Here is a 22,282-nt window from a genome sequence, read left to right on the forward strand (position 1 = left end):
ACTAAACAAAAAGTGAACAAACCTGAATTCTAATGTACAGAAGACTAGGCTTGTTCACTTTTTTATAGTCGCTATAAGATGACCTTATCTATAGCTTTTTATACATAATTATATATTCAGACATACTATTATCAATTGTGTCGCAGGGAGGAATCTGTTAACGCACCCATTCACCATTATCATTGACTCTATAGCCATCTATACTTGTATTGATCGCTAGCTCACCCGATGCATTTACATAATACCATTTACTGCCAACTTGGAACCATTGATTGGCTTTCATAGAACCGTTGCTGTTGAGGTAGTACCATGAACCATTATTTTGTAGCCAACCTATCTCCATAGAACCATTATCGTTGAGATAGTACCATGAACCATCAACTTGCTCCCAACCTGTTGCCATGGAACCGTTAGAGTTGAGATAGTACCATGAACCATTCACTTGTGCCCAACCTGTTGCCATGGAACCGTTAGAGTTGAGATAGTACCATGAACCATTCACTTGTGCCCAACCTGTTGCCATGGAACCGTTAGAGTTGAGATAGTACCATGAACCATTCACTTGTACCCAACCCGTTACCATGGAACCGTTAGTATTATAAAAATACCACATACCATTTTCTTGTTTCCAACCTGTTGTTGGAGCAACTGGTTTAGCTAATTCTACTGCTGCGTTTGTTCCTTGGTTAGATGTAACAGATACAGGATACGAAGGAATAGATGATTGCTCAGGAACAACAACTTTTTCAGGTTCTCTCGTCCCTCTCCTTATACGTCTTTTTACCATCTCTTTAGTAATTTGACGAGAAGTAGTTTCTTCAATTGTTCCATCACGTTCATCTACAGTATAGATTGTAGTAAGCGTAATTTCACCAATTTCTCCTGCTTCTTCTATTTCTTGACCTTTATCAAGAGTTGAGTCATCGAGATATTCTGTTTCGATTGGAATTTCTTGGACAAGAACTTGGGGCTTGGTTCCTTTTTTAACAACTCTTGTTTGAGAGTCTTCTTTTTGACTTAAAGTACTCTCAGTTACTTGTCCACTCTTTCCATCTACATCATAAGTTATCGTTGTAACTGTTTTCCCATTCTTTCCTAGAGTAATCTCTTGCTCCTGTCCTGCAGAAAGGTCATTGTCTGCTTCATATTTAGTAGCAAATGGAACAAGAACTTCTTCAACCTTGCTCTTGGCAGGAACTTTGATAACTGTGTCTGTCGGTTCTTTTCTGTCTACAGTAACCTTTTCGGTAACATGACCATTCTCTGGATTAACATCGTAGGTCCTTGTTGTAGTTACATAGCCATCCTCTCCATCAATTTGTAACAGGATTTTCATTACGGTCTCTAGTTTCATCTTTTTCAAAACGGATAACACTTGTAGGCAGAACTTCACGCTCAACCTTACTTTTAGCTGGAACTTTAATAACTGTATCCGTGGCTTCTTTTTTCTCTACGGTAACCTTTTCGGTAACCTTACCAGTCTCTGAATCAACATCGTAGGTCCTTGTCGTGATTACATAGCCATCCTCTCCGTCAATTGTAACAGGATTTTCATTACGGTCTCTAGTTTCATCTTTTTCAAAACGGATAACACTTGTAGGCAGAACTTCACGCTCAACCTTACTTTTAGCTGGAACTTTTACAACAGTAGGTGTAGGCTGAGTTAGTATTTTTTCAGTTGTTTCTAGTTCTGAGACTTCTCCAGTATTTGTATCTAATTTGTATGTTGTAGTGATTTCCTTAGTTCCATTTTCTCCAGGTATAGTTTCAGGGTTACTTCCTCTTGGATGTTCTAAATCTTTTTCGAACTTAACTTCTTTTGATTCAATATCTCCAACACGAACAGTAGGTTTAGTTCCGACTTTTATGATTTTCTTTTCCATAGGAGTTGTTACTTTTTCTGTAGAAGTATCCTCTACTGCTTTACCATTTTCAATTCTGTAAGTAGTAGTAATAGTTCTGATACCTAGTTTACCTTGACGATTTGGATCATCTACTTTTTTCCCTTTTTCTAACGTGGGGTCCGCCTCGTATTCTGCTTCTATTGGAATATCTTTATACTCAATCTTATCTTTAGCAGGGACTTTTACAACAGTAGGAGTAGGTTGAGTTAGTATTTTTTCGGTTGTTTCTAGTTCTGAGACTTCTCCGGTATTTGTATCTAATTTGTATGTTGTAGTAATTTCCTTAGTTCCATTTTCTCCAGGTATAGTCTCAGGGTTACTTCCTTTTTGATGTTCTAAATCTTTTTCGAACTTAACTTCCTCTGATTCAATCTCTTCAACACGAACAGTAGGTTTAGTTCCAATTGTTATCACTTCAGTTTTGGGTTCTGTTCTTTTTTCTATTGGTGTATTAGGAGTAGGTGTACCATTAATAGGAGATACATTATATGAGGTAGTCGTAACTATTTTTCCATCTTCTCCTGGGGTCTTTATTTTTCTTTTTCTAACTTCAAGATTATCATCTTTTTCATATATTGTTTTATGATTAATCGTAGTTTCTTGAATTTTATCTTGAGCTCCGACTTTATAGACGATGTCTTGCGCTTTTTTTTCAATAGTAGTTGTGTTGTTTTTAACCGTAACCTCTCCAGTTTTTTCGTTTAAAGAATAGGTAGTGGTAATTTTCTTAATACCATCCTCCCCTTCACTTTCAGTTATAACATCACTTCCGATAGGTCTATTAGGGTCTTTTATATATTTAATAGAAGACTCAATTTTTTCAGTAATTACAGTAGGTTTAGTTCCGACTTTTATTACCTGTGTTGTGGGTTCTGTTATTATGACCTTCTCGGGAGTTGTTGCAATGATTGTTGTTTTTCCTGTTTCATAATTATAGAAAGTTTTGTTCTTAAATGCTTTTAATCCTGGTTTTCCAGGTGTTACTTCTTTTTTAGTATTTAATTCCATAGTGTCGTCAGCTATATATTTTGTTTCAAAAGGTATAGCTTCAGCTGTTTTGTTATCGGTTACGACTGTAGTAAACCCTTCCTCACTTATTTCGTCGTCAGTAGACTCAAATGATTCTGCTGATGGAGGTTGTTGTGCTGCTTGGACTTCGGTGCTGGTGCTATTCATAACCGCTGCAAACGATAATCCAATAACAACAGAACCTACATACTTTCCAATTTTCCTAAGAGAATATTGTTTTTTCATGTCTTTTCTATTCATTCTTTATCTCCTTTTTCTCCAGGTATAGTCTTAGGGTTGCTTCCTTTTTGATGTTCTAAATCTTTTTCGAACTTAACTTCCTCTGATTCAATCTCTTCAACACGAACAGTAGGTTTAGTTTCGACTTTTATAATTTTCTTTTCCATCGGCGTTGTTACTTTTTCTGTAGAAGTATCCTCTACTGCTTTACCATTTTCAATTCTGTAAGTAGTAGTAATAGTTCTGACACCTAGTTTACCTTGACGATTTGAATCATCTACTTTTTTCCCTTTATCAAGAGTTGGATCCGCTTCATACTCTGTTTCGATTGGAATTACTTTTGTTTCAACGCTATCCTTAGCCGGAACCTTAACGATAATATTTCCTACTTCATCAACATCAGTCTCCGGTTCCTCTCCTTTACGGCGGGTATCGTCTTTAATAAATGTCACTCCTGTTCCATCAGCATGAACAAAACTTGTATTCAGGATTCCTCCTAAAAATAAAGTTAGCCCGACTATCACAGAACCAAAAATCTTTCCGAGTTTACGTAATGCATAGCGCTTATTGGTATTAGATTTTGCCATTACATCCTCCTTCTAAAAGTTACTACTTAGTATAGCATATTTTCTGGCAAATGTTAAACAATATGTTTCATACATCAAATAAACTTAAAATGATATATTAATTATTGAACTAACACTTTAACTATATCGTAATCAATCTCATATATAGAGGATTGCAGACATCTTATCTAAATACATGCTAATATATTTAGATACAAACATTCCAACTTGATAACTTTCACTCATCTTTCATCATTCCTTATACAACTATGCAGTATAAATAGAATAGTTTGCGCATCAGAATGAGACTATTTTAATGTTAGATATTTTGATAAAAAAACATAAATAAAATTGGTGGAATTTAATTCCCTAACTCGATAGAGGATTCTATTTTAAATTTAACAACAGCTAGGATTACACTATAAAAAGCACATTACCACCTGTTCGGCTGGAGAATCTAGTCGATTAGCTCCCTCTTAGTTACAAGCTTAAAGCGATTTTTTAACTAATACTAAACCAGATTAAAGAAGGAACTAGAACATCTGTCTTGTACTAATCAATATGCTATTTTAAAGTTGCAAATAAACTTAGAATGCCATTTATTATATTTACAATAAATAGTTGACTTTGATAGAAACAGAAAATAGAATTCAACATTCTTCCCTACTTATCTGATAATAAATAAGATCCGCAAGATAGCCTTTTCTCTCTACACCATTAACAATCGTTTGTAGATAGGACATTCCAGCCTTCTCCATGACACGACCTGAAGCTGGGTTGAGACTGGCATATCGAGCTTTGACTTTTTGAAATCCTACTTGAGTAAAACAAAAGTCCAAGACAGCTTTTAAGGCCTCTGTCATAAGACCACGACCCCAATAGTTTTTTCCTAAAATATAGCCAATTTCACAAGAAGAATTGTTCTCATCTATTGCAACGATGCTGATATCTCCTATCACTTGCTCTGGGTTTTCTTTGAGACAAATAGCCCATTTGTAATAGTTGGGATTAGTATAGGAAGCAACCTAGTTACGAATCGAATTTCGAGTCACCTCGACATCAGGATGGGGATCCCAGGTAACATAGGTCAGATTCTCAGCGGATGAAGCCCAATTTTGAAACATGGCTTCTGCATCACTCTCCACAAATCTTCTTAAAATCAAACGTTCTGTCTGTAATATTTGCGTACCGATAGATTTCATGATGCTACCTCACTTCCTTATTTCTATGCTCGTAGTAAAAAGGCTCAACTCAGTAACAGCTAGAAAACGAGTTTGTCTTCTAATTTCTTGACGCAGTCGCTGCCTGGTTTGAAATGCGCTCTAGCAAGCTTTTTCAAACCTAGTCATCGTTGCAGGGGTAAGACGATGAAATCGAACTCTTCGAGTTACTGAATCTGCCTCATTTTCTTATTTCTAAACTCGGGGTTCAAGATCCCCCAGACCTTCTCTCACTTTCTTATTTCAAGATGAGAGGCTGAAAACCTCCAGTGGAGGTTTTTCTTGCTTTTTAATTTCAGGGCAAGAAGCTAAAAAGGTCCCCCGGACCTTTTTACTCCCAAAAGTCATCAAATACGGTGATGGGTAAGTGGCGTTTGTGTTGGCCTTTGTGCCACCAGTTTTCGATTCTTGCTTGGGCTTCTGGGCTGATTGTTTTGCCTTCTAGGTAGTCGTCAATCTCTTCATAAGTGACTCCGAGGGCTACTTCGTCAGCTAGACCTGGTTTATCTTCTTCTAGGTCTGCTGTTGGGATTTTTTCATAAAGGGCTGGGTCTGCACCAAGTTCCTTCAAGAGTTGTTTTCCTTGACGTTTATTAAGACGGAAAAGGGGTAAAATATCCGCACCACCGTCACCAAACTTGGTAAAGAAACCTGTGATATTTTCCGCAGCATGGTCTGTTCCAATGACCGCTCCACTATGGGCACCAGCAAGGGCATACTGAGCAATCATACGGCAACGAGCCTTGATATTGCCCTTGTTAAAATCTGAAACAAGATTACCTGTCGCTTCAACTGCAGCTGTCATAGCGTCAGCTGATTCCTTAATATTGACGACTAAACTGACATCAGGCTGGATAAAGGCTAGGGCTTTTTGAGCATCTGCTTCATCAGCTTGCACTCCATATGGCAAACGAACAGCGATAAATTTGTAGCTGTCGTCTCCCGTTTCTGCTCGCAATTCTTCCATGGCCAGTTGAGCCAATCGTCCTGCTAAGGTTGAGTCTTGTCCTCCAGAAATCCCTAGCACAAAGGTTTTAAGAAAGGGATGTTTTTTCAGGTATCTTTTTAAGAAATCAATAGAACGACGGATTTCTTCCTGGGAATCAATCACTGGTTTGACACCCAGCTCTTGGATAATCGTTTCTTGCAAACTCATTCTTCTTCTCCTTCACCAAGGGCTTCCTTGCGCATCTTATCAATCAAGTCCATCTTATCTTGCCATACATCACGCGCCAAATCCACTGGATAGTGCTGCGGATTGAGCACGCGCTTGTATTCATCCCAAAGCTTGTCAAATTCCTTACGAGCATAGTCCTGAATCTCAGTTAAGCTAGGCAGGTTGTAAATCAATTTCCCGTCTTTGAAGATATCCACTAAGAGAGGAACAGCGTCAAAATTACGAACCGTCTTCTTGATGTAAGTATAGGTCGGATGGAACATCTTGATTTCTGTCATGCTGGCAACATCTACGCCGTCATAAGTGATATAATCGCCTTCTGACTTGCCTTTTTCACGACTGGTAATGCGCCACACCTGCTTCTTACCTGGCGTAGACACTTTTTCAGCATTATTTGACAGCTTAATCGTATTGCGCATGTTCCCATTTTCATCTTCGATTGCCACAATCTTATAAACTGCACCAAGAGCTGGCTGGTCATAGGCTGTAATCAGCTTAGTTCCCACACCCCAGACATCAATCTTGGCCTTTTGCATCTTGAGGTTGAGGATAGTATTTTCATCTAGGTCATTTGAAGCATAAATCTTAGCTTCTGTAAAGCCAGCCTCGTCCAATTGCTGACGGACTTTCTTGGAAATGTAGGCAATATCCCCAGAGTCAATGCGGACACCAAGGAAATTAATCTGGTCACCCAGCTCACGCGCCACCTGAATGGCAGCGGGTACCCCAATTCGAAGTGTGTCATAGGTATCCACAAGAAAGACGCAATTTTTATGGGTCGCAGCATAAGCCTTGAAGGCCTTATAGTCGTTACCATAAACCTGTACCAAGGCATGGGCATGGGTCCCCAAGACAGGAATGTCAAAGAGTTTACCAGCACGCACGTTACTAGTTCCATTGGCACCACCAATCACCGCTGCGCGTGTTCCCCAGATAGCCGCATCCATCTCTTGCGCCCGACGTGTCCCAAACTCCATCAAGGGTTCATCTTCGATGACCGAACGAATACGAGCTGCCTTAGTCGCCACCAAGGTCTGGTAGTTAACGATGTTCAAAAGAGCTGTTTCGACCAACTGACATTGGGCTAGAGGGCCTTCCACCTGCACAATAGGCTCATTAGCAAAAACCAAGTCCCCTTCTTGGGCAGAACGAACGGCCAACTCCAACTTGAAATTGCGAAGATAGTCCAAGAATGGCCCATGATAGCCTAGCGACTCCAAATAGGCAATATCACTATCTGAAAAACACAAGTCTTCAAGATAATTCACAATTCTTTCCAAACCTGCAAAAACCGCATAGCCATTTTTAAAAGGCTGCTGACGGAAATAAACCTCAAAGACCGCCTTTTTATTGTGAATCCCTTGGTCGAAGTAAACCTGCATCATGTTGATCTGGTACAAGTCCGTGTGCAATGTCAAACTATCATCTGGATACATACTTTTCCTACTTCCTTAGCTAGAAACCCATGAAAATTTTCAAGAACTTTCATGTATTCCAATAAATTAGTACTATTATATCACATTTTAGCTGGATTGAGAAAAGAGTAACAAGCTATTCACTACTCTCCAGTTCATCCATGTCTTGCTCAAATTTTTTCTGAGCCCATTCTCCATAGCTCTTCAGACCGAGATTGCCTATAAAAACCCAAGGAAGGTAAATGACATAAGTAATGACCCAAACAGACAGGTATTTAATGTTCAAAGGATTGTGCTGATAAATTTCTATGTTGAATTGATAATTCTGCAACATCAAAAGAGCCGTAATCGCCAAGGTTAGAAAAAAACAACCCAAAATCGTAAAATGAAAACGACTATAGTAGGTCACTCCCAGATAACGGGCACGATTGAAAAAGAAGAAAATTCCTACTATCAGAGTATAGACTAGAAAATTCGGATTAAAAAGAGATGGAGCCAACACTGCCACCAAATAGCTTAGAAGTACAAGCCCAATAAAGAGGGAAAAGGATTCTGCCCCAGCTTTATTGATTAGTTGTTCTTCTCTTTCGTCAAGTAATTGATAATAATAAAATCTATTTTTCATCTTCTTCCTCCCAAAATAGTTGGTCTAGGCTTTTCCCTAAACATCTGCAAATGGACTGGCAGAGTGAGAGACTGGGATTGTATTTCCCCGCCTCTATCAAACCAATAGTCTGGCGCGTCACCCCCACAGCCTCTGCCAGTTGACCTTGAGTTAAATCAAGCTCTACACGAGCTAATTTTAATTTTAAATTTTTAGCCACCGGCGTCCTCCTTATAGTTTTAATACTCATCTACTCTTAAAAAATCCAAAACCAACACAAGCTGTCAACTATTTATTATAACCCCATTAATTAGCACTCCAGTATTATCTTCAGCCGAAAATCAGTATTTTAGGTTGTTTGAAATAAACTTCCTAGTTTACTCTTTTATTTTTATTTAGTATTAGCTTTAGTAGGATCTTTTAAACGAGTTTTTATTGCTTATATTTCTTGTTTAGTTTAGTTGGTTTCATATCACTATTATATAATGCTTTTGGAAATGAGCCTAGTATAAGTCAAAAACGTGTTGAATAGTGAAAGCAGGAGCATACCAAGATGACTGATTTTTTTATTGTATTTTAGGTATGCAAAATAATACTAAATGAAACTAAAATGAATACTTCTTGCTTTTCTTAAGAGTGAAAAAGTACAATAAAATGATTGTAGTGATTACCACAAGATACTGACTAATAGACATCGTATTTGAAGCCACAAATACAGGTAAAGAATAAAAAGGAAGAAGTTCAATTGCTTTGATAAACAAATCATTACTAGTATTCATCATCATCGTATTTAATATATTAGGGATAAAGAGTAGTAAAGCTACTAAAATACCAAATACCAAGCCACTTTTCAATTTGTATAAATAGAAAATGTAAGATAATAGAAAATAAAACAGGACTAACAAAATTGTATTGACTACAATAGCTACTATAAAATCTAATCCTAAATCACCTGGAATACCCAATTTACTTACTATGACTAGTAACACAATGCCATTCAAAGCATAAATAATGGAAACTGAGATGGCATATAGAAAATTAGACAAGACGTAAATCATCCGATTCTTCTGTTGATTATAAAACAAACTTACCGTATTGTGGGAAAAATCCCTGCTAATGACTCGATTAGCATGTATAACAGCCATTAACATACCGAGCATAGCATAAAAATTTGAAATATGCTTAATACCAAGCGATGTCCCTTGAGTCTTTAGAATAAAGAATGTAACCAATATCGGCGGTATAAACGAGATAAGCAAACCGAGATATATTACGCTTGATGAATATAAATTTCTTATATTTTCCTTAAGAAAATTCAATTTATTTAATTTCATGATGATAACCTTCCTTTATTTTGAACGATTTAGATAAATATCTTTAAGCGTCTCTTTTTTAGTTTCAAAATCAACTACTTTAATAGAGTTTTCGTTAAAAAATTTAAAAAGCTCACTACTTTGAATATTCCCAGACATAGTAATTCTCAGTCCCTCTTCCTGAACAATATCCCCAAATTCTTGTTTGGTAATGAAAATGTCTCTATCTGTAGCTGATGAAAAAGCTATCTCAAACAAGAAATTATGACTATCTTTTCCTACTTTTTGAAATGTCAAAAGCTCGTTCTCCAAGAAAAGAACCCTCTCACAAATTTCTTCAATATCTTCTAATTTATGACTCGATATTAAAATTCCCACATTTTCATGTAAAGCTAAATTTTTTAGAACCGATAAAACTATTTGTGATGATTCAATATCTAAACCATTAGTCGGTTCATCTAAAATCAATATATCAGGTTCCGTAACGAGAGTTAGAAGCAAAGCTAATTTTTGTTTTGTACCCAAAGAATAGGTCTTTACTTTTTTATTAATAGACTGAGTCAAATCTAACTCTTGAATCAAACTTCTAAATCTTTCTTGATTGTAGTCAACACCATATAAATTTGACAAATATTTTAAATTCTCTAAACCTGTTTTAGATAAAAATAATTTTGGTTCTTCGATTAAATACCCAACATTATCACTGCTTATAATATTACCTGAAGTCGGTTGATTATTCTGAACAAGAATTTTCATCAACGTACTCTTACCAACTCCATTTCTCCCTACTAGACCAACAATTTCACCCTTGTTAAGTGCAAAATTTATATCTTTGAGAATGATTGAATGACCATAATGCTTACTTACATTTATAACTTCCATTTTTTATTCCTCCATCAATATTCATGGTTTGCTCTTTGATTCTTATTGAGTTTAAAAAGTTGCGCCTCTTTTTAACAACATTATATCATATATCTAACTTAATGCAATATATAAATGTCATTTTGTAAGATTTTATTAGCAAAAAAACTCTCTACCATAAAAAATAGAGAGTGTTAAGTTTAAATATAGGATTTCAAAATATCGATGATATCCCTTCTTTGTTTAATTTAATATGCTTTGATACCTAAGCTTCGACTTTATCACTTAAAAAATAAAAAAGGACAGCTAATCCCTTGCGCATCAAGGGATTTCGCCATTCTTTAATCTCGTTTAAGTGTTGTATATGGAGCTTTGCATAATTTTTTAACACTAAACAACTACATTAAGCTCGAACTGTGACACTGGTTCCATCTTCCTTATAAAGATTGATGAGACCCTCTTTAAGAGCTCGAACCATGTCTCCAGCTTGAACAGGTTGTGGGACTTTAATAGTCAAGAGTTCCATTGGATTTGGAGCACGGTCGATTTTATTGCCTTTGGCATCGTGAAGATCCTCAATATAGGTTTCAATTTGAAGATACATGGACTTCGATTGAGGATTACAAAGAATTTTTATCTGTAAGATTAGAAGAATGCAAAAGAGTGCTAAAAAATAGTGGCAGTATTTTCGTTCATTGTGATAAAATTGCAAATCATCATATTAGATTAATTTTAGATAATATCTTTGGAGCAGATATGTTTCAAAGCGAAATTATATGGAACTATAAACGGTGGTCTAATTCAAAAAAGGGATTATTGAACAATCATCAAAACATTTACTTTTATTCAAAGTCAAAAGATTTTAAATTTAATACAATTTTTACAGAGTATTCTTCTACTACAAATATCGACCAAATACTAGTGGAACGAAAACGAGATGGAAACTCTAAAACTATATATAAAGTTGATAATAATGGTAACTATATTCTAGCAAAAGAGAAAAATGGAGTTCCCCTTTCAGATGTTTGGAATATACCATTTCTTAATCCAAAAGCTAAAGAAAGAGTAGGTTATCCTACACAAAAACCTATTCTGTTATTAGAACAAATTATAAAGATTGCTACTGATAAAAATGATATAGTTTTAGACCCATTCTGTGGAAGTGGAACTACTTTAGTAGCCTCCAAAATTTTGAATAGAAATTATATGGGGATTGATTTATCTGAGGAAGCTATCAATATAACTCAGCAACGTCTGGAAAATGTTATAAAAACAAGTTCAAATTTATTGAATAAAGGAATCGAAGCATATAGAACCAAAACTGAGGAAGAGGAAAACATTCTTAAATTATTACAGGCAAAAATTGTTCAAAGAAATAAAGGAATTGATGGTTTTTTACCTAAACATTTTCAAAAAAAACCGATACCTATAAAAATTCAAAAAAATAATGAATGCCTGAATGAGAGTATCTCTTTATTACAGAATGCTATAAATTCTAAAAAACTTGATTTTGGAGTAGTTATAAAAACTCATTCAGATAATTTATTATTTGATTTTGATACGATTCCTGAAAATATAATAGTAATTGACCATTTTGAACTTACAATCGAAAAATGGTTAAGTAAAAGTCAACAGTTACTATAGTTTGCAAATTATTTACAGAAAGAACAAAAAATGCTCTGAAACACTGATTTCAAAGCATTTTTTGTGAGTTTAAAATTATTCCCACTCAACAGTTGCAGGTGGTTTACTTGTAATATCATAGACGATGCGGTTAACATGATCCACTTCGTTTACGATACGTACTGAGATTTTTTGAAGGACATCCCAAGGAATTTTGGCAAAGTCAGCAGTCATACCATCAATAGAGGTGATAGCACGGATTGCAATTGTGTAGTCGTACGTACGACCGTCACCCATAACCCCAACTGAACGAACGCCTGTATTGACCGTGAAGTATTGCCAAATATCGCGGTCAAGACCAGCTTTAGCAATTTCTTCACGAAGAATAGCGTCCGACTCACGAACAGTTTCAAGTTTCTCTTCAGTGATTTCACCCATGACACGGATAGCAAGTCCTGGTCCTGGGAATGGTTGGCGCCATACGATATGGTCTGGCATACCAAGCTCTGTACCAAGGGCACGAACTTCGTCCTTGTAAAGAGTATTCAATGGTTCGATCAATTCAAACTGCATGTCTTCTGGAAGACCACCCACGTTGTGGTGTGACTTGATAGTTTGAGCTGTATCCGTACCAGACTCGATAACGTCTGTATAAAGAGTTCCTTGAGCAAGGAATTTCACATCTTTGAGCTTGCTGGCTTCATCATCAAATACATAGACAAACTCGTTACCGATGATTTTACGTTTTTGTTCAGGGTCAGAAACGCCAGCAAGTTTGTCAAGGAAACGTTTAGCAGCGTCTGCTTTGACGATATTCAAACCAAACTTACCACCAAGCATGTCCATAACTTGGTCCGCTTCTCCTTTACGAAGAAGACCGTGGTCTACGAAGATACAGATCAATTGATCGCCAATAGCCTTTTGGAGAAGAACTCCAACAACTGAAGAGTCAACCCCACCTGATAGGCCAAGAAGGACACGTTTATCACCGACGGTTTCACGAATTTTTTGGATCTGCATATCAATGAAGTTATCCATTGTCCAGTCGCCTTTAGCCTTACAGATGTTAAGGGCAAAGTTACGAAGGATATCATTTCCGTATACAGAATGGCGAACTTCTGGGTGGAATTGGATACCGTAAATGTGTTTATCTGGGTTTTCAATGGCTGCATATGGGCAGTCAGCTGATGTACCTGTACGAACAAAGTCAGAAGGAATTTCAGTAACTGCATCACCATGGCTCATCAATACAGTCTGTTCATCAGGTGTTGATTCAAAAAGCGCTGATGGTGTGTGTGTTAGGGTTGATTGACCGTATTCACGATTTCCAGCATCACCTGCAGGAACAACTTTTCCTCCAAGTTTATGGGTTAATAATTGCATACCATAACAGATTCCCAAAATAGGAATTCCGAGTTCGAAGATTTCTGGGTCAATATCAAATGAACCATCTTCGTATACAGAGTTTGGACCACCTGATAGGATAATTCCTACAGGATTGATTTCACGAACTTCAGCAGCTGAAATTTTATGGCTCTTTAGTTCTGAAAAAACGCCAATCTCACGGATACGGCGTGAAATCAGCTGGTTATATTGGCTACCATAATCCAGCACGATGATTTTTTCTACATCTTGCAAATCAGTTGATATGTTGCTCATCTTTTTCCTTTCTCAAAAGAAATATCTTTTTCCAATATTCTATCACAAATAAGGGCGAATTACCAACTAAACAAGGCGAAGATTGACTTTTTCTAGTTTATTGGGGTACAATAGAGAAAAGATAGAAATGAAGTGAAAAATATGCTACCCGCTTATATGAAAATCCATGATCAGATTAAAAAGGATATTGACGAACATCGTTGGGCCATTGGTGAGAGACTTCCCAGTGAACGAGACTTGGCAGAGCAGTTTGCGGTCAGTCGCATGACCCTTCGCCAAGCCGTATCTCTATTAGTTGAAGAAGGCGTTTTGGAACGCAGGGTAGGAAGTGGCACCTTTGTTTCCAGTACTCGGGTACAAGAAAAGATGCGAGGGACAACCAGTTTTACTGAAATTGTTAAGTCCCAAGGTAAAGTACCCTCTAGCCAGCTCATTTCTTACAGAAAAACCATTCCCAATGAGCAAGAAGTTGCTAAGTTAGGAATTTCTCCAACCGAAAACATTATCCGAATGGAGCGGGTCCGCTATGCCGACAAAGTCCCTCTGGTTTATGAAGTTGCTTCTATTCCTGAAAAATTCATTAAGGACTTTAAAAAAGAAGAAATCACTAGTCATTTCTTCCAAACACTGCAAAAACATGGCTACCGTATTGGTAAATCACATCAGACCATCTATGCTCGCCTTGCTAAAGAAAAGATTGCCCACTATTTGGAAGTTGAAAAAGGACATGCTATTCTTGGTTTGACTCAGGTTTCCTACCTAGAAGATGGTACTGCATTTGAATACGTAAAAAGTCAATATGTAGGCGAACGTTTTGAATTTTATCTTGAAAATAATTAATACTCTTCGAAAATCTCTTCAAACCGCGTCAACGTCACCTTGCCGTACTCAAGTACAGCCTGCGGCTAGTTTCCTAGTTTGCTCTTTGATTTTCATTGAGTATAAAATACTAGGCAAAAACTCTCTGTCACGGACGACAAAGAGTCTTTTTATTTTTCTAAGAGTAAATCTTTCAAAGAAATCAGTGTTACTGCAATTAAAATCATTGCCATGCCAAGAAAATCAATAGGATAAAATTGTTCATTCATGATTAGGAAAGCAAAGAAAACAGCCGAAATTGGCTCAATTGAAGCCAACAAACTTAACTTGACCGGCCCAATCAGACTGGCTCCTTTTAGAAAGGCTGTATAGGCAAAGACAGTCCCGATAAGGATAATACCCGCAAAAGCAAGGAGAAAATCAAGACTAGTCGGTATATTGGCCTGTAGAACCCCTGTAAAAGGAAGGGCGACCAAACCAGCTATGACCATTCCCACACCAATGACCAAACTGCTCCCCCACTTCTTAATCAAGGCTATGGGCAAAATGATATACAGGGCGTAAGTCAGAGCAGAAAAGAGCCCCCAGAACAGTCCCGAAGGTGTCATAGATAACTGGTCCAACTGCCCATGAGTGGCGATCAGGAAGGTCCCTCCGATGGCTAATATGATAGAACCTATCTCTCCCAGTATCGGTACCACCTTATCCTTGATACAGCTATAAATCAAAATTCCGACAGGACAAACATACTGAAGTACTGTCGCGGTACCTGCATTGGTCTCCTGAATAGCAGTTAGATAGGCGAATTGGTTGAGGAATAGACCAATTAGAGCAAAAATAAGAAGAGACAGCAAACTCTTCTTATCCGTTAAAAAGGCCAGCATTTTATCCTTTGCAGTGGCATAAGCCAAGAGCATGAGAATTCCACCAGCGATTAAAAGGCGCAAGTTGGTCAAGACCAGAGCTGAAATTCCGTGTGCCATCAGGTATTGGCCACTCGTTCCTGACAAGCCCCAAGCTATCCCTGCCACAACTGTTAGTAAAGTCCCTTTTAAACTATTTGACATGTCTCTCCTTACTCTTCTTTGCGAATCAAGTTCATCACTTGATTGCGGTCTACAATCCATTGAGCCCTCTCATCCTTTTCATAGGTACGATTCGATAGGAAAATGGCCGCTTCTTGCTTCTGACGATTCCACATGATAAAGGTACCTGTATAGCCCGTATGGTCTAGCCAATCTCCTTCCAAATTCCATGCCAAAGAACGTTCCTTGTCATCCAAAGGTGAAAAATTTTGACTCAAATCTCTTGCAAAATCATCTGCTAAATAGTGTTCTAAAAAGATTTGTAAATCCTTTACAGTCGAAAACAAACCAGCACTACCTGCATGTCTGCCCAAAAGGCGAGCCTTGGGATCATGTACCAGACCTGCCTCGACACCTCTAACTGTTGGAACAGCAAGCTCAACAGGCCCAAACTGGGTTTCTATCATTCCCCAAGGTTTCCAAACTTGCTCCTGTAAAATCACATCCAAATCCTGATTAAAGATTCTTTCCAAAATAAAGCCCAAAAGCAAAAAATGGACATCCGAATAAAGAAAGGCTGGCTGACTTCGTCTCTTGAGATGAAACATCGCTTTCTTTAATTCAGGGGCTGTTAAAAGATCACGATTAGGAATAAAAGGATCAAGGTCTGTTGCATGAGTCAAGAGCTGGCGAATAGTGATGTCTGGATAATCACTCTCAGCTAAAAAATCTGTTACTGGTTTATCAATATCTAATTTGCCTTTTTCACACAAAAAGGTAAAAACCGTACCAACCCCAACAACCTTGCTGACACTGGCTAGGTCATAAACTAGTCCTGCCTCTGTCTGCAAGCCATGCTCTGGGTCACTCTGACCTAAATAGAACTCTGTCCATTGATGGTCCTTAAAATACGCAAAAGAGGCTCCGGGATAAATCCCTGCCTCGATTTGTTCTTCTATTTTTTTAATAATCTGGGTCCACTTCATACTTCTTCAAACCACAATTCAACATTATTTCTATCTTTACCAAGGAAGAATTTTTCAGACTTAGGAATAAAATATTCTATAGAATCAAACTTCTGGCGAAGACTTGCTATGTCTAATTCATTGACCAAGAACTTGAGCATAGATAAGTCCCAGGTAACCGTATTGTCCACAGTCAAATCTTGACCCTGAGCTGGAATAAAATCAAGGGATGCCCCAATTTCAGATGGTTCCAAGAAACTTTCGATATCAATCGAGAGATGTAATTCCATGAAAATTTCAAATTTACTTAAAGAGATTGATGCCAAATCTGTTTGAAATTCAGGCTTTTCTCCTACTTCTACTAGACTTGCTCTGTCATCTTCTGCATGAATCAAAATCAAATCATCTTCTGGTGAAAAAATTTCAAAAGCGTAGCCATTTTGACCTTTATATAATCGATGAATCGAATCTGTTTTAGATAAGAGTCCCTCGATTTCTAAGGGATTTTCCACCTTGATAATCAATCTAGCCAGTTTTTTTCGTCCCTCTACCTTACGAGTACGCATGCTTGGTGCTTCTTCTAAAACCAGCTTTTCAAGACCTGTTTGGTCCCCTAGTGATAGGAAGGCTGATTCCTCTAACAAGGCCTTCATGCCAAGGGTTTCAATATAAAATGTTTCATTTAATTTTCTATTATTAACTTTTAAAGTAGGAATAATCCGTACAATCTGATTTACATTCATAAATTCCTCCATCACTTTTTATTTTAAAGGATTTTAGAATTTTTTACAAGATATTATGCTCAAATTTAACTTTATTTAGCTATTTAGTAAAGATAGCCTTTCAAGGCTTTTGTCAAAACCTGATAACTAGCAACACTGAGGTGCAGTCCATCAGTTGTATATTCTTTTTTTAGTTGGCCCGCCTGGTCTGTCAAACTGTCAAAAACTGACAAAAATTCCACCTGCATATAGGCAGAAGCAAGCTCTTGATAGGCGTGATTCCTGTTCTGAATTTTTTCATTCGTGCGGATATAGACTGTCTGCTTATACTCCTCGCCTTCATTAACTGGCAAAATGGAAAGTAATTTTATCTCAGTCAGTGGATAATCGCGAGCAATGGATTGATGATAGCTTCGAGATTATTGAGAGCCTCATTCACAGGCACATCTTTTCCAATATCGTTCGTCCCAATTAAAAGGACAATTTTATCTACCTCCCCACCGTACAGATGCGCATCCAGATTCTCTAATAACAGTCCTGTCTGATAGCCACAAATTCCTCGATTGACAATTGTCTTTGAAGTCCCAAACAACTCCTGCAGAGGATAATATTCGACAATGGAATCCCCAATAAAAAGAATATCTGGCTCTACAACTGAAACCTGATTTAAGTGACGATACTTGGTTTGGAGTTTGCCCTCTTCCTTAAGGAGCCAATTTTCTAATAACTGTATTGCCACTTCATTTTCCTTTTTCTAGCCAGTTTTCCAAGACTTGGTAAACTCCTCCTTGGCTATTGGCTGGCGCTAGAGCAGTCGCCACAGCTTTGGCCTTGTCATCAGCATTTTCCATCGCATAGGCAATTCCAGCCATTTCAAGCATTTCAACATCATTTTCACTATCGCCAAAAGCCATGATCTGTTGGGGGTTCAAGTCCCAGCGCTTGAGTAATTCTTCCAAGCCCCATGCTTTATGAATTCCAGCTTGGAGGATATCAATGCAACCATAGCCACTCGATACAGCCCGAACACGGCCATCAAAGAGGTCATTGATTTCTTCCAATACCGAATTCAAACGTTCCTCACCAACAACCATACTCATCTTGAGCACACCACCAAAGAGGTCAGAGGTTAATTCATCCACAAAATTCATTCGTTGGTAGAATTCTTCAATCATTTCTGGAGTCATAAAACTTTCAAGGTCTGTAAAAATGGTACCTTCCTTGACGAAACCACCCTTCATCCCTGTTACAACAAATTGATCCTGACACGCTCGACCCTCGAAATAAGCCAAAGCCTTATCGACAATGGTATCATCCCAAGTCTGAGCCTGAATCAATTCATTGTTTTCAAAAATATGAGCACCATTAGCAACCACCAGAACCACTCGATCCACCAAGTGCTCCAGGAGTTGCCTCATGCGGTGAATTTCATTCCCCGTCGCGATGACAAAACGAATCCCCCTTTGATCCAACTGATCCACAATCTTTTCCAAGCGTGGGAGATCAAGCTGGCCTCTAGCATCCAGCAAGGTCCCATCCATATCTGTCGCAATTACCTTAATCGTCATTTACTTTCCTCTTGATTAGACTTCCTGCAAAACTAGAATCCTAGTTCATGATTGATAATACCAGCAATCAAATTCATTCGTAATCCGAAGTGTTTACGATGATTTCGATAGGTTGTTGAAGATATTTTAAACGTTTTTATAGTGAAATGAAATAAGAACAGGACAAATCGATCAAGACAGTCAAATCGATTTCTAACAATGTTTTAGAAGTAGAGGTGTACTATTCTAGTTTCAATCTACTATACTTTGTCAAAAATATTCTCAACCTTGATTCTCTCCTTAGATAGCGCATGGTTACAGGCTTTCTCTTCAGCTGTTAGCGGCTTGAGTTTGCTGGATTTCCTCGGAGTTTGCGCTTGAGGATATAGCTTCATGAGCCCTTGATAAGCACTGTCAGACAAGATTTTACCAGCTTGTCCGATATTTCTGCGACTCATTTTGAACAACTTCATATCATGACAATAGTTCACAGTGATCTCCAAAGAAACAATTCTCCCTTGACTTGTGACAATCGCTTGAGCCTTCATAGCGTGGCATTTCTTTTTACCAGAATCATTCGCTAATTGTTTTTTAGGACGATTGATTTTTACTTCCGTCGCATCAATCATTACCGTGTCCTCAGAACTGAGAGGAGTTCTTGAAATCGCAACACCACCTTTGAACAAGAGTTACTTCAACCCATTGGCTCCGACGGATTAAGTTGCTTTCGTGGATACCAAGATCAGCCGCAATTTCTTCATAAGTTCGATATTCTCGCACATATTGAAGTCGCCATAAGAAGGTATTCTAGGCTTAGTTTAGGTTTTCGTCCCCCTTTTGCGTGTTTACCTTGATAATCTCTTTTTAATACAGCTAACATCTCTTCAAAAGTCGTGCACTGAACACCAACCAGGAGCTTAAATCGTGCATCAGTTAGTTGTTCACTTGCTTCATAATCCATAGAACTATTATACCATATATTGTTTCGCAGGAAGTCTAATAATGTTCGAAATTGAATCAGGTTAAAGAGACAACTAAAGGCAACACAAAGGCTTGTCGCATAAAAGACAGCATGGTAGCCAAATTGACCTGCTACTGCAGAACCTGCCATGGGACCAACAACACCTCCCAGATAAAAGAATACCTGATTGAAGGCAAAGACCCTCGAAATGCCGGCTTTGGGAGTCATTTTGCTGAGTAGGGCATTAACCCCGGGAATCAAGGCACCGGTTCCCAATCCAAAGAGGAAACGATAGAGTCCTAGTTGAAGGGGGCTAGAGGCATTGGCACAGAGGAGATAGATGATGACTGAATAAAACTGGGCGACAACCAAGAGACGATGATTGCCCACCTTGTCACCTAGCTTGCCCATGACTCCTGCACTCATCATACTGGAAAAGCCCATACTGGACACAATCAAACCAGAGACAAAAAGAAGATTCTCTGTCTGCCCTAAGTCGCGTACATAAAGAGCCAAAATAGGGCCAATCGATTGAGCTGAAAATTGGATGACAAAACTGGTTAAAAAGAGATTGAGCAAAAGATAGGGATATTTAACCGAGGTAAATAATTCCTTTGTTGGAATAGCCTTTTCCTTGGCTACTGGTTGAAAATCTTCCTTGATAAAGCAAATAGTCAAAATAGCAGCTAAAAATAGAAAACTACCAACCAGTAAGAAAACTGTACGAATGCCAAATAATTCTGCGATAAAGCCACCAATAAAGGGACCAGTTAGAGTGCATGCAACTACGCCTGTAGACAAAGTACCTAAGGCAGAGCCTGATTTCTCCTTGGGAACCTGACTGGCTATCAGTGCCGTTGCATTAGGAACAAAACCTGCAAATACACCGTTTAGTAAACGAAGAAAGATTAACCAATAGATATTTGGGACAAAGGCCAAGCCTCCCATAGTGATAGTCATAGCAAGACCTGCCCGAATCATCATGGGTTTTCGGCCGTATTTGTCAGCAAGAATACCCCAAATAGGAGAAAAGAGCGCCGCGGAAATAGCAGAGACAGAAATTGCTAAGCCTGCATAAAAAGCGACTTGCTGACTCCCTACACCTAGATTTTCCACGAAGATGGGCATAAAAGGTACAACCAAAGAAATACTGGCTCCTGTCAGAAAATTACCAAACCAGGCAATACGCAGATTATCCTTCCAGTTAATCTCTGTCATCTTGCCTACCTCCCTCAAGAAGGATATGCACTTGATTAAGAAGCTGGTTCTGATTGCCATTATTATCAAGAACCTGGCTGGCCAAATCTTTCTTTTTTTCTAAAGGCCACTGGGCTGCCAGACGAGACTCAGCTTCATCTTTGGACAACTGGTCCCTTTTCATTAAGCGTTCTACTTGGGCATCTCGGTCCACATAGACCAACCAAGTCTCAGCAAACCAATCGCTGTAGTCCTGCTCAAAAAGTAGGGGAATATCCATGAAGAAAATCTCTTCTGTCTGAGCCAACTGCTCTCTCAAAGTAGCCAGTTCCTCACGGATAATCTCCCCTTGAATTTGATTAGACCATTTTTGCTCTTCAGGATTTGAAAAGATGAGACTAGCTAGGAGAGGGCGATTGAGTTCTCCGTTTTCAAGAATGATTTCTTGCCCAAAGTGCTGTACTAGAGCCTCAAACAGACGACCACCAGGTTTCTGTAGTTGGTGGACGACTGCGTCGGCATCCACTGCTTGAAAGCCTTGCTGTCTTAGAAAATTTGTCACAGTTGACTTACCTGAGGCAATTCCCCCAGTGATTCCGATGATTTTTCCCATCAGTCCCTCCTTTGACAGTTTGGACAAAAGTGGGTTCCACGTCCGCCTAGTTGAATTTTCTCAATGATGGTACCACAGCGTACACATTCTTGACCAGTCTTATCATAGACCTGATGAAAGTCCTGCATGCTTCCATCTTCCCCAAAGGCATTGGTATAAGTCCGAATGGTGGAGCCACCTTTTTCAACAGCCTGGCCCAAAACAGCAATGGTCTGGTCATGAATGGCAGTCGCTTCTTCTGCTGTCAAAGTCTGGGAAGGTCTAGCTGGATGAACCTGAGCTCGCCAGAGAACCTCATCCACATAGATATTGCCAAGTCCAGCTACCAAGGTCTGGTCTAGGAGATGGGATTTGATAGGCTTTTTGGACTTGGCAAGGGCAGATTGAAAGACCTGTAAATCAAAGTCTTGTTCGCTTGGTTCAGGACCTAATTTTTTAGAAATAAAGTAGGCGTCTAAAAGGTCAGGCACCAAGAGTTCCATGGTTCCAAACTTGCGAACATCCTCATAAACAAGCGTGCCACCATCTTCAAACTGAAAGAAAACATGGGCATGCTTGCGTTCAGGTCCTTGGTCTGGATAGTAAAAATACTTGCCCTCCATCCGCAGATGGGAAATCAAAACCTTTTCTGTCAGGCAGAAAAGTAAATATTTACCACGACGTCCCATTGACTCAACAATCTGACCAGGCACTTCCCTTTGAAACTCGTCCAAATCCGTCTTAATCATCTTGGGATAACGAATTTCTATACTCGAAATCTTCTTACCCAAAATCAATTTTTCCAAGCCACGACGAACGGTTTCAACCTCAGGTAATTCAGGCATAAGTCCTCCTTCTGTAAAA

15 protein-coding genes and 8 pseudogenes are annotated in these 22,282 nt (G+C 38.5%); 2 read left to right on the top strand and 21 right to left on the bottom strand.

Annotated elements, in window-relative coordinates; genetic code table 11:
* Positions 1–157: 157 nt before the first annotated feature.
* The 10 genes and pseudogenes from SPPN_RS14415 to SPPN_RS12165 all read right to left on the bottom strand — a co-directional run.
* A pseudogene (locus SPPN_RS14415) lies at positions 158–3,173 on the bottom strand (PspC-related protein choline-binding protein 1).
* Positions 3,173–3,529 (bottom strand): annotated as a pseudogene (locus SPPN_RS13960) (G5 domain-containing protein); the annotation flags it as partial. The pseudogenes SPPN_RS13960 and SPPN_RS14415, both read right to left, overlap by 1 nt.
* Positions 3,530–4,368: 839 nt before the next feature.
* Positions 4,369–4,920: pseudogene (locus tag SPPN_RS06950) on the bottom strand (GNAT family N-acetyltransferase).
* Between the two features lie 349 nt (positions 4,921–5,269).
* Entirely contained in the window at positions 5,270–6,094 is an 825-nt protein-coding gene (gene nadE / locus SPPN_RS06955) for an ammonia-dependent NAD(+) synthetase (RefSeq protein WP_000058045.1), read from the bottom strand.
* Positions 6,091–7,551: a nicotinate phosphoribosyltransferase gene (locus SPPN_RS06960; RefSeq protein ID WP_000283107.1), complete on the bottom strand. Its 1,461-nt coding sequence runs from the start codon at positions 7,549–7,551 to the stop codon at positions 6,091–6,093. The genes nadE and SPPN_RS06960 overlap by 4 nt, the downstream gene beginning before the upstream one ends.
* A 115-nt stretch (positions 7,552–7,666) precedes the next feature.
* Positions 7,667–8,155, bottom strand: coding sequence for a DUF6773 family protein (locus SPPN_RS06965; protein ID WP_000797187.1), 489 nt, complete (start codon positions 8,153–8,155; stop codon positions 7,667–7,669).
* Positions 8,145–8,354, bottom strand: a complete 210-nt coding sequence (locus SPPN_RS06970; RefSeq protein ID WP_001107499.1) for a helix-turn-helix transcriptional regulator — start codon at positions 8,352–8,354, stop codon at positions 8,145–8,147. Before SPPN_RS06970 ends, SPPN_RS06965 begins: the two co-directional genes overlap by 11 nt.
* Positions 8,355–8,739: 385 nt before the next feature.
* Positions 8,740–9,468, bottom strand: coding sequence for an ABC transporter permease (locus SPPN_RS06975; protein WP_000773503.1), 729 nt, complete (start codon positions 9,466–9,468; stop codon positions 8,740–8,742).
* A 15-nt stretch (positions 9,469–9,483) separates the two neighbouring features.
* On the bottom strand, positions 9,484–10,329 hold the full coding sequence (locus SPPN_RS06980) for an ABC transporter ATP-binding protein (RefSeq protein ID WP_000452052.1): 846 nt from the start codon (positions 10,327–10,329) through the stop codon (positions 9,484–9,486).
* Between the two features lie 382 nt (positions 10,330–10,711).
* Positions 10,712–10,909: pseudogene (locus tag SPPN_RS12165) on the bottom strand (U32 family peptidase C-terminal domain-containing protein); the annotation flags it as partial.
* On the opposite strand from SPPN_RS12165, the gene SPPN_RS06985 reads away from it, so the two are divergent.
* Positions 10,834–11,952 carry a DNA-methyltransferase gene (locus tag SPPN_RS06985; RefSeq protein ID WP_420173439.1) on the top strand — a complete coding sequence of 373 codons (1,119 nt, stop codon included), beginning with the start codon at positions 10,834–10,836 and terminating at the stop codon, positions 11,950–11,952. The pseudogene SPPN_RS12165 and the gene SPPN_RS06985 overlap by 76 nt on opposite strands.
* Positions 11,953–12,027: 75 nt before the next feature.
* Here the strand turns inward: SPPN_RS06985 and guaA are convergent, their stop codons facing one another.
* Positions 12,028–13,590 (bottom strand): glutamine-hydrolyzing GMP synthase, encoded by a 1,563-nt coding sequence (gene guaA, locus SPPN_RS06990; RefSeq protein ID WP_000065715.1) that lies wholly within the window; start codon positions 13,588–13,590, stop codon positions 12,028–12,030.
* Positions 13,591–13,731: 141 nt separating this feature from the next.
* Here guaA and SPPN_RS06995 point away from each other — a divergent pair, with 141 nt between their 5' ends.
* Positions 13,732–14,430, top strand: a complete 699-nt coding sequence (locus SPPN_RS06995; protein ID WP_000936190.1) for a GntR family transcriptional regulator — start codon at positions 13,732–13,734, stop codon at positions 14,428–14,430.
* 149 nt (positions 14,431–14,579) lie between these two features.
* Here the strand turns inward: SPPN_RS06995 and SPPN_RS07000 are convergent, their stop codons facing one another.
* From SPPN_RS07000 to mutM, 10 genes and pseudogenes are all read right to left on the bottom strand, one after another.
* Positions 14,580–15,476 carry a DMT family transporter gene (locus tag SPPN_RS07000; protein WP_000071686.1) on the bottom strand — a complete coding sequence of 299 codons (897 nt, stop codon included), beginning with the start codon at positions 15,474–15,476 and terminating at the stop codon, positions 14,580–14,582.
* An 8-nt stretch (positions 15,477–15,484) separates the two neighbouring features.
* Positions 15,485–16,420 carry a serine hydrolase domain-containing protein gene (locus SPPN_RS07005; protein WP_000872314.1) on the bottom strand — a complete coding sequence of 312 codons (936 nt, stop codon included), beginning with the start codon at positions 16,418–16,420 and terminating at the stop codon, positions 15,485–15,487.
* Entirely contained in the window at positions 16,417–17,142 is a 726-nt protein-coding gene (locus tag SPPN_RS07010) for a CppA family protein (RefSeq protein ID WP_001102226.1), read from the bottom strand. The genes SPPN_RS07005 and SPPN_RS07010 overlap by 4 nt, the downstream gene beginning before the upstream one ends.
* 83 nt (positions 17,143–17,225) lie before the next feature.
* Positions 17,226–17,860, bottom strand: a pseudogene (locus SPPN_RS07015) (SGNH/GDSL hydrolase family protein).
* Between the two features lies 1 nt (position 17,861).
* Positions 17,862–18,689 (bottom strand): HAD family hydrolase, encoded by an 828-nt coding sequence (locus tag SPPN_RS07020; protein WP_000153524.1) that lies wholly within the window; start codon positions 18,687–18,689, stop codon positions 17,862–17,864.
* A gap of 32 nt (positions 18,690–18,721) precedes the next feature.
* Positions 18,722–18,829 (bottom strand): annotated as a pseudogene (locus SPPN_RS12895) (IS5/IS1182 family transposase); the annotation flags it as partial.
* Between the two features lie 104 nt (positions 18,830–18,933).
* Positions 18,934–19,629, bottom strand: a pseudogene (locus tag SPPN_RS12170) (transposase family protein); the annotation flags it as partial.
* A gap of 36 nt (positions 19,630–19,665) precedes the next feature.
* A pseudogene (gene pmrA / locus SPPN_RS07030) lies at positions 19,666–20,847 on the bottom strand (multidrug efflux MFS transporter PmrA); the annotation flags it as partial.
* Entirely contained in the window at positions 20,834–21,439 is a 606-nt protein-coding gene (gene coaE / locus SPPN_RS07035) for a dephospho-CoA kinase (RefSeq protein WP_000516190.1), read from the bottom strand. The pseudogene pmrA and the gene coaE, both read right to left, overlap by 14 nt.
* Complete coding sequence (gene mutM / locus SPPN_RS07040) at positions 21,439–22,263, bottom strand: DNA-formamidopyrimidine glycosylase (RefSeq protein WP_001114616.1); 825 nt, start codon at positions 22,261–22,263, stop codon at positions 21,439–21,441. The genes coaE and mutM overlap by 1 nt, the downstream gene beginning before the upstream one ends.
* Between the last annotated feature and the right edge of the window lie 19 nt (positions 22,264–22,282).

It is taken from the genome of Streptococcus pseudopneumoniae IS7493, from assembly GCF_000221985.1.
GTDB lineage: Bacteria > Bacillota > Bacilli > Lactobacillales > Streptococcaceae > Streptococcus > Streptococcus pseudopneumoniae.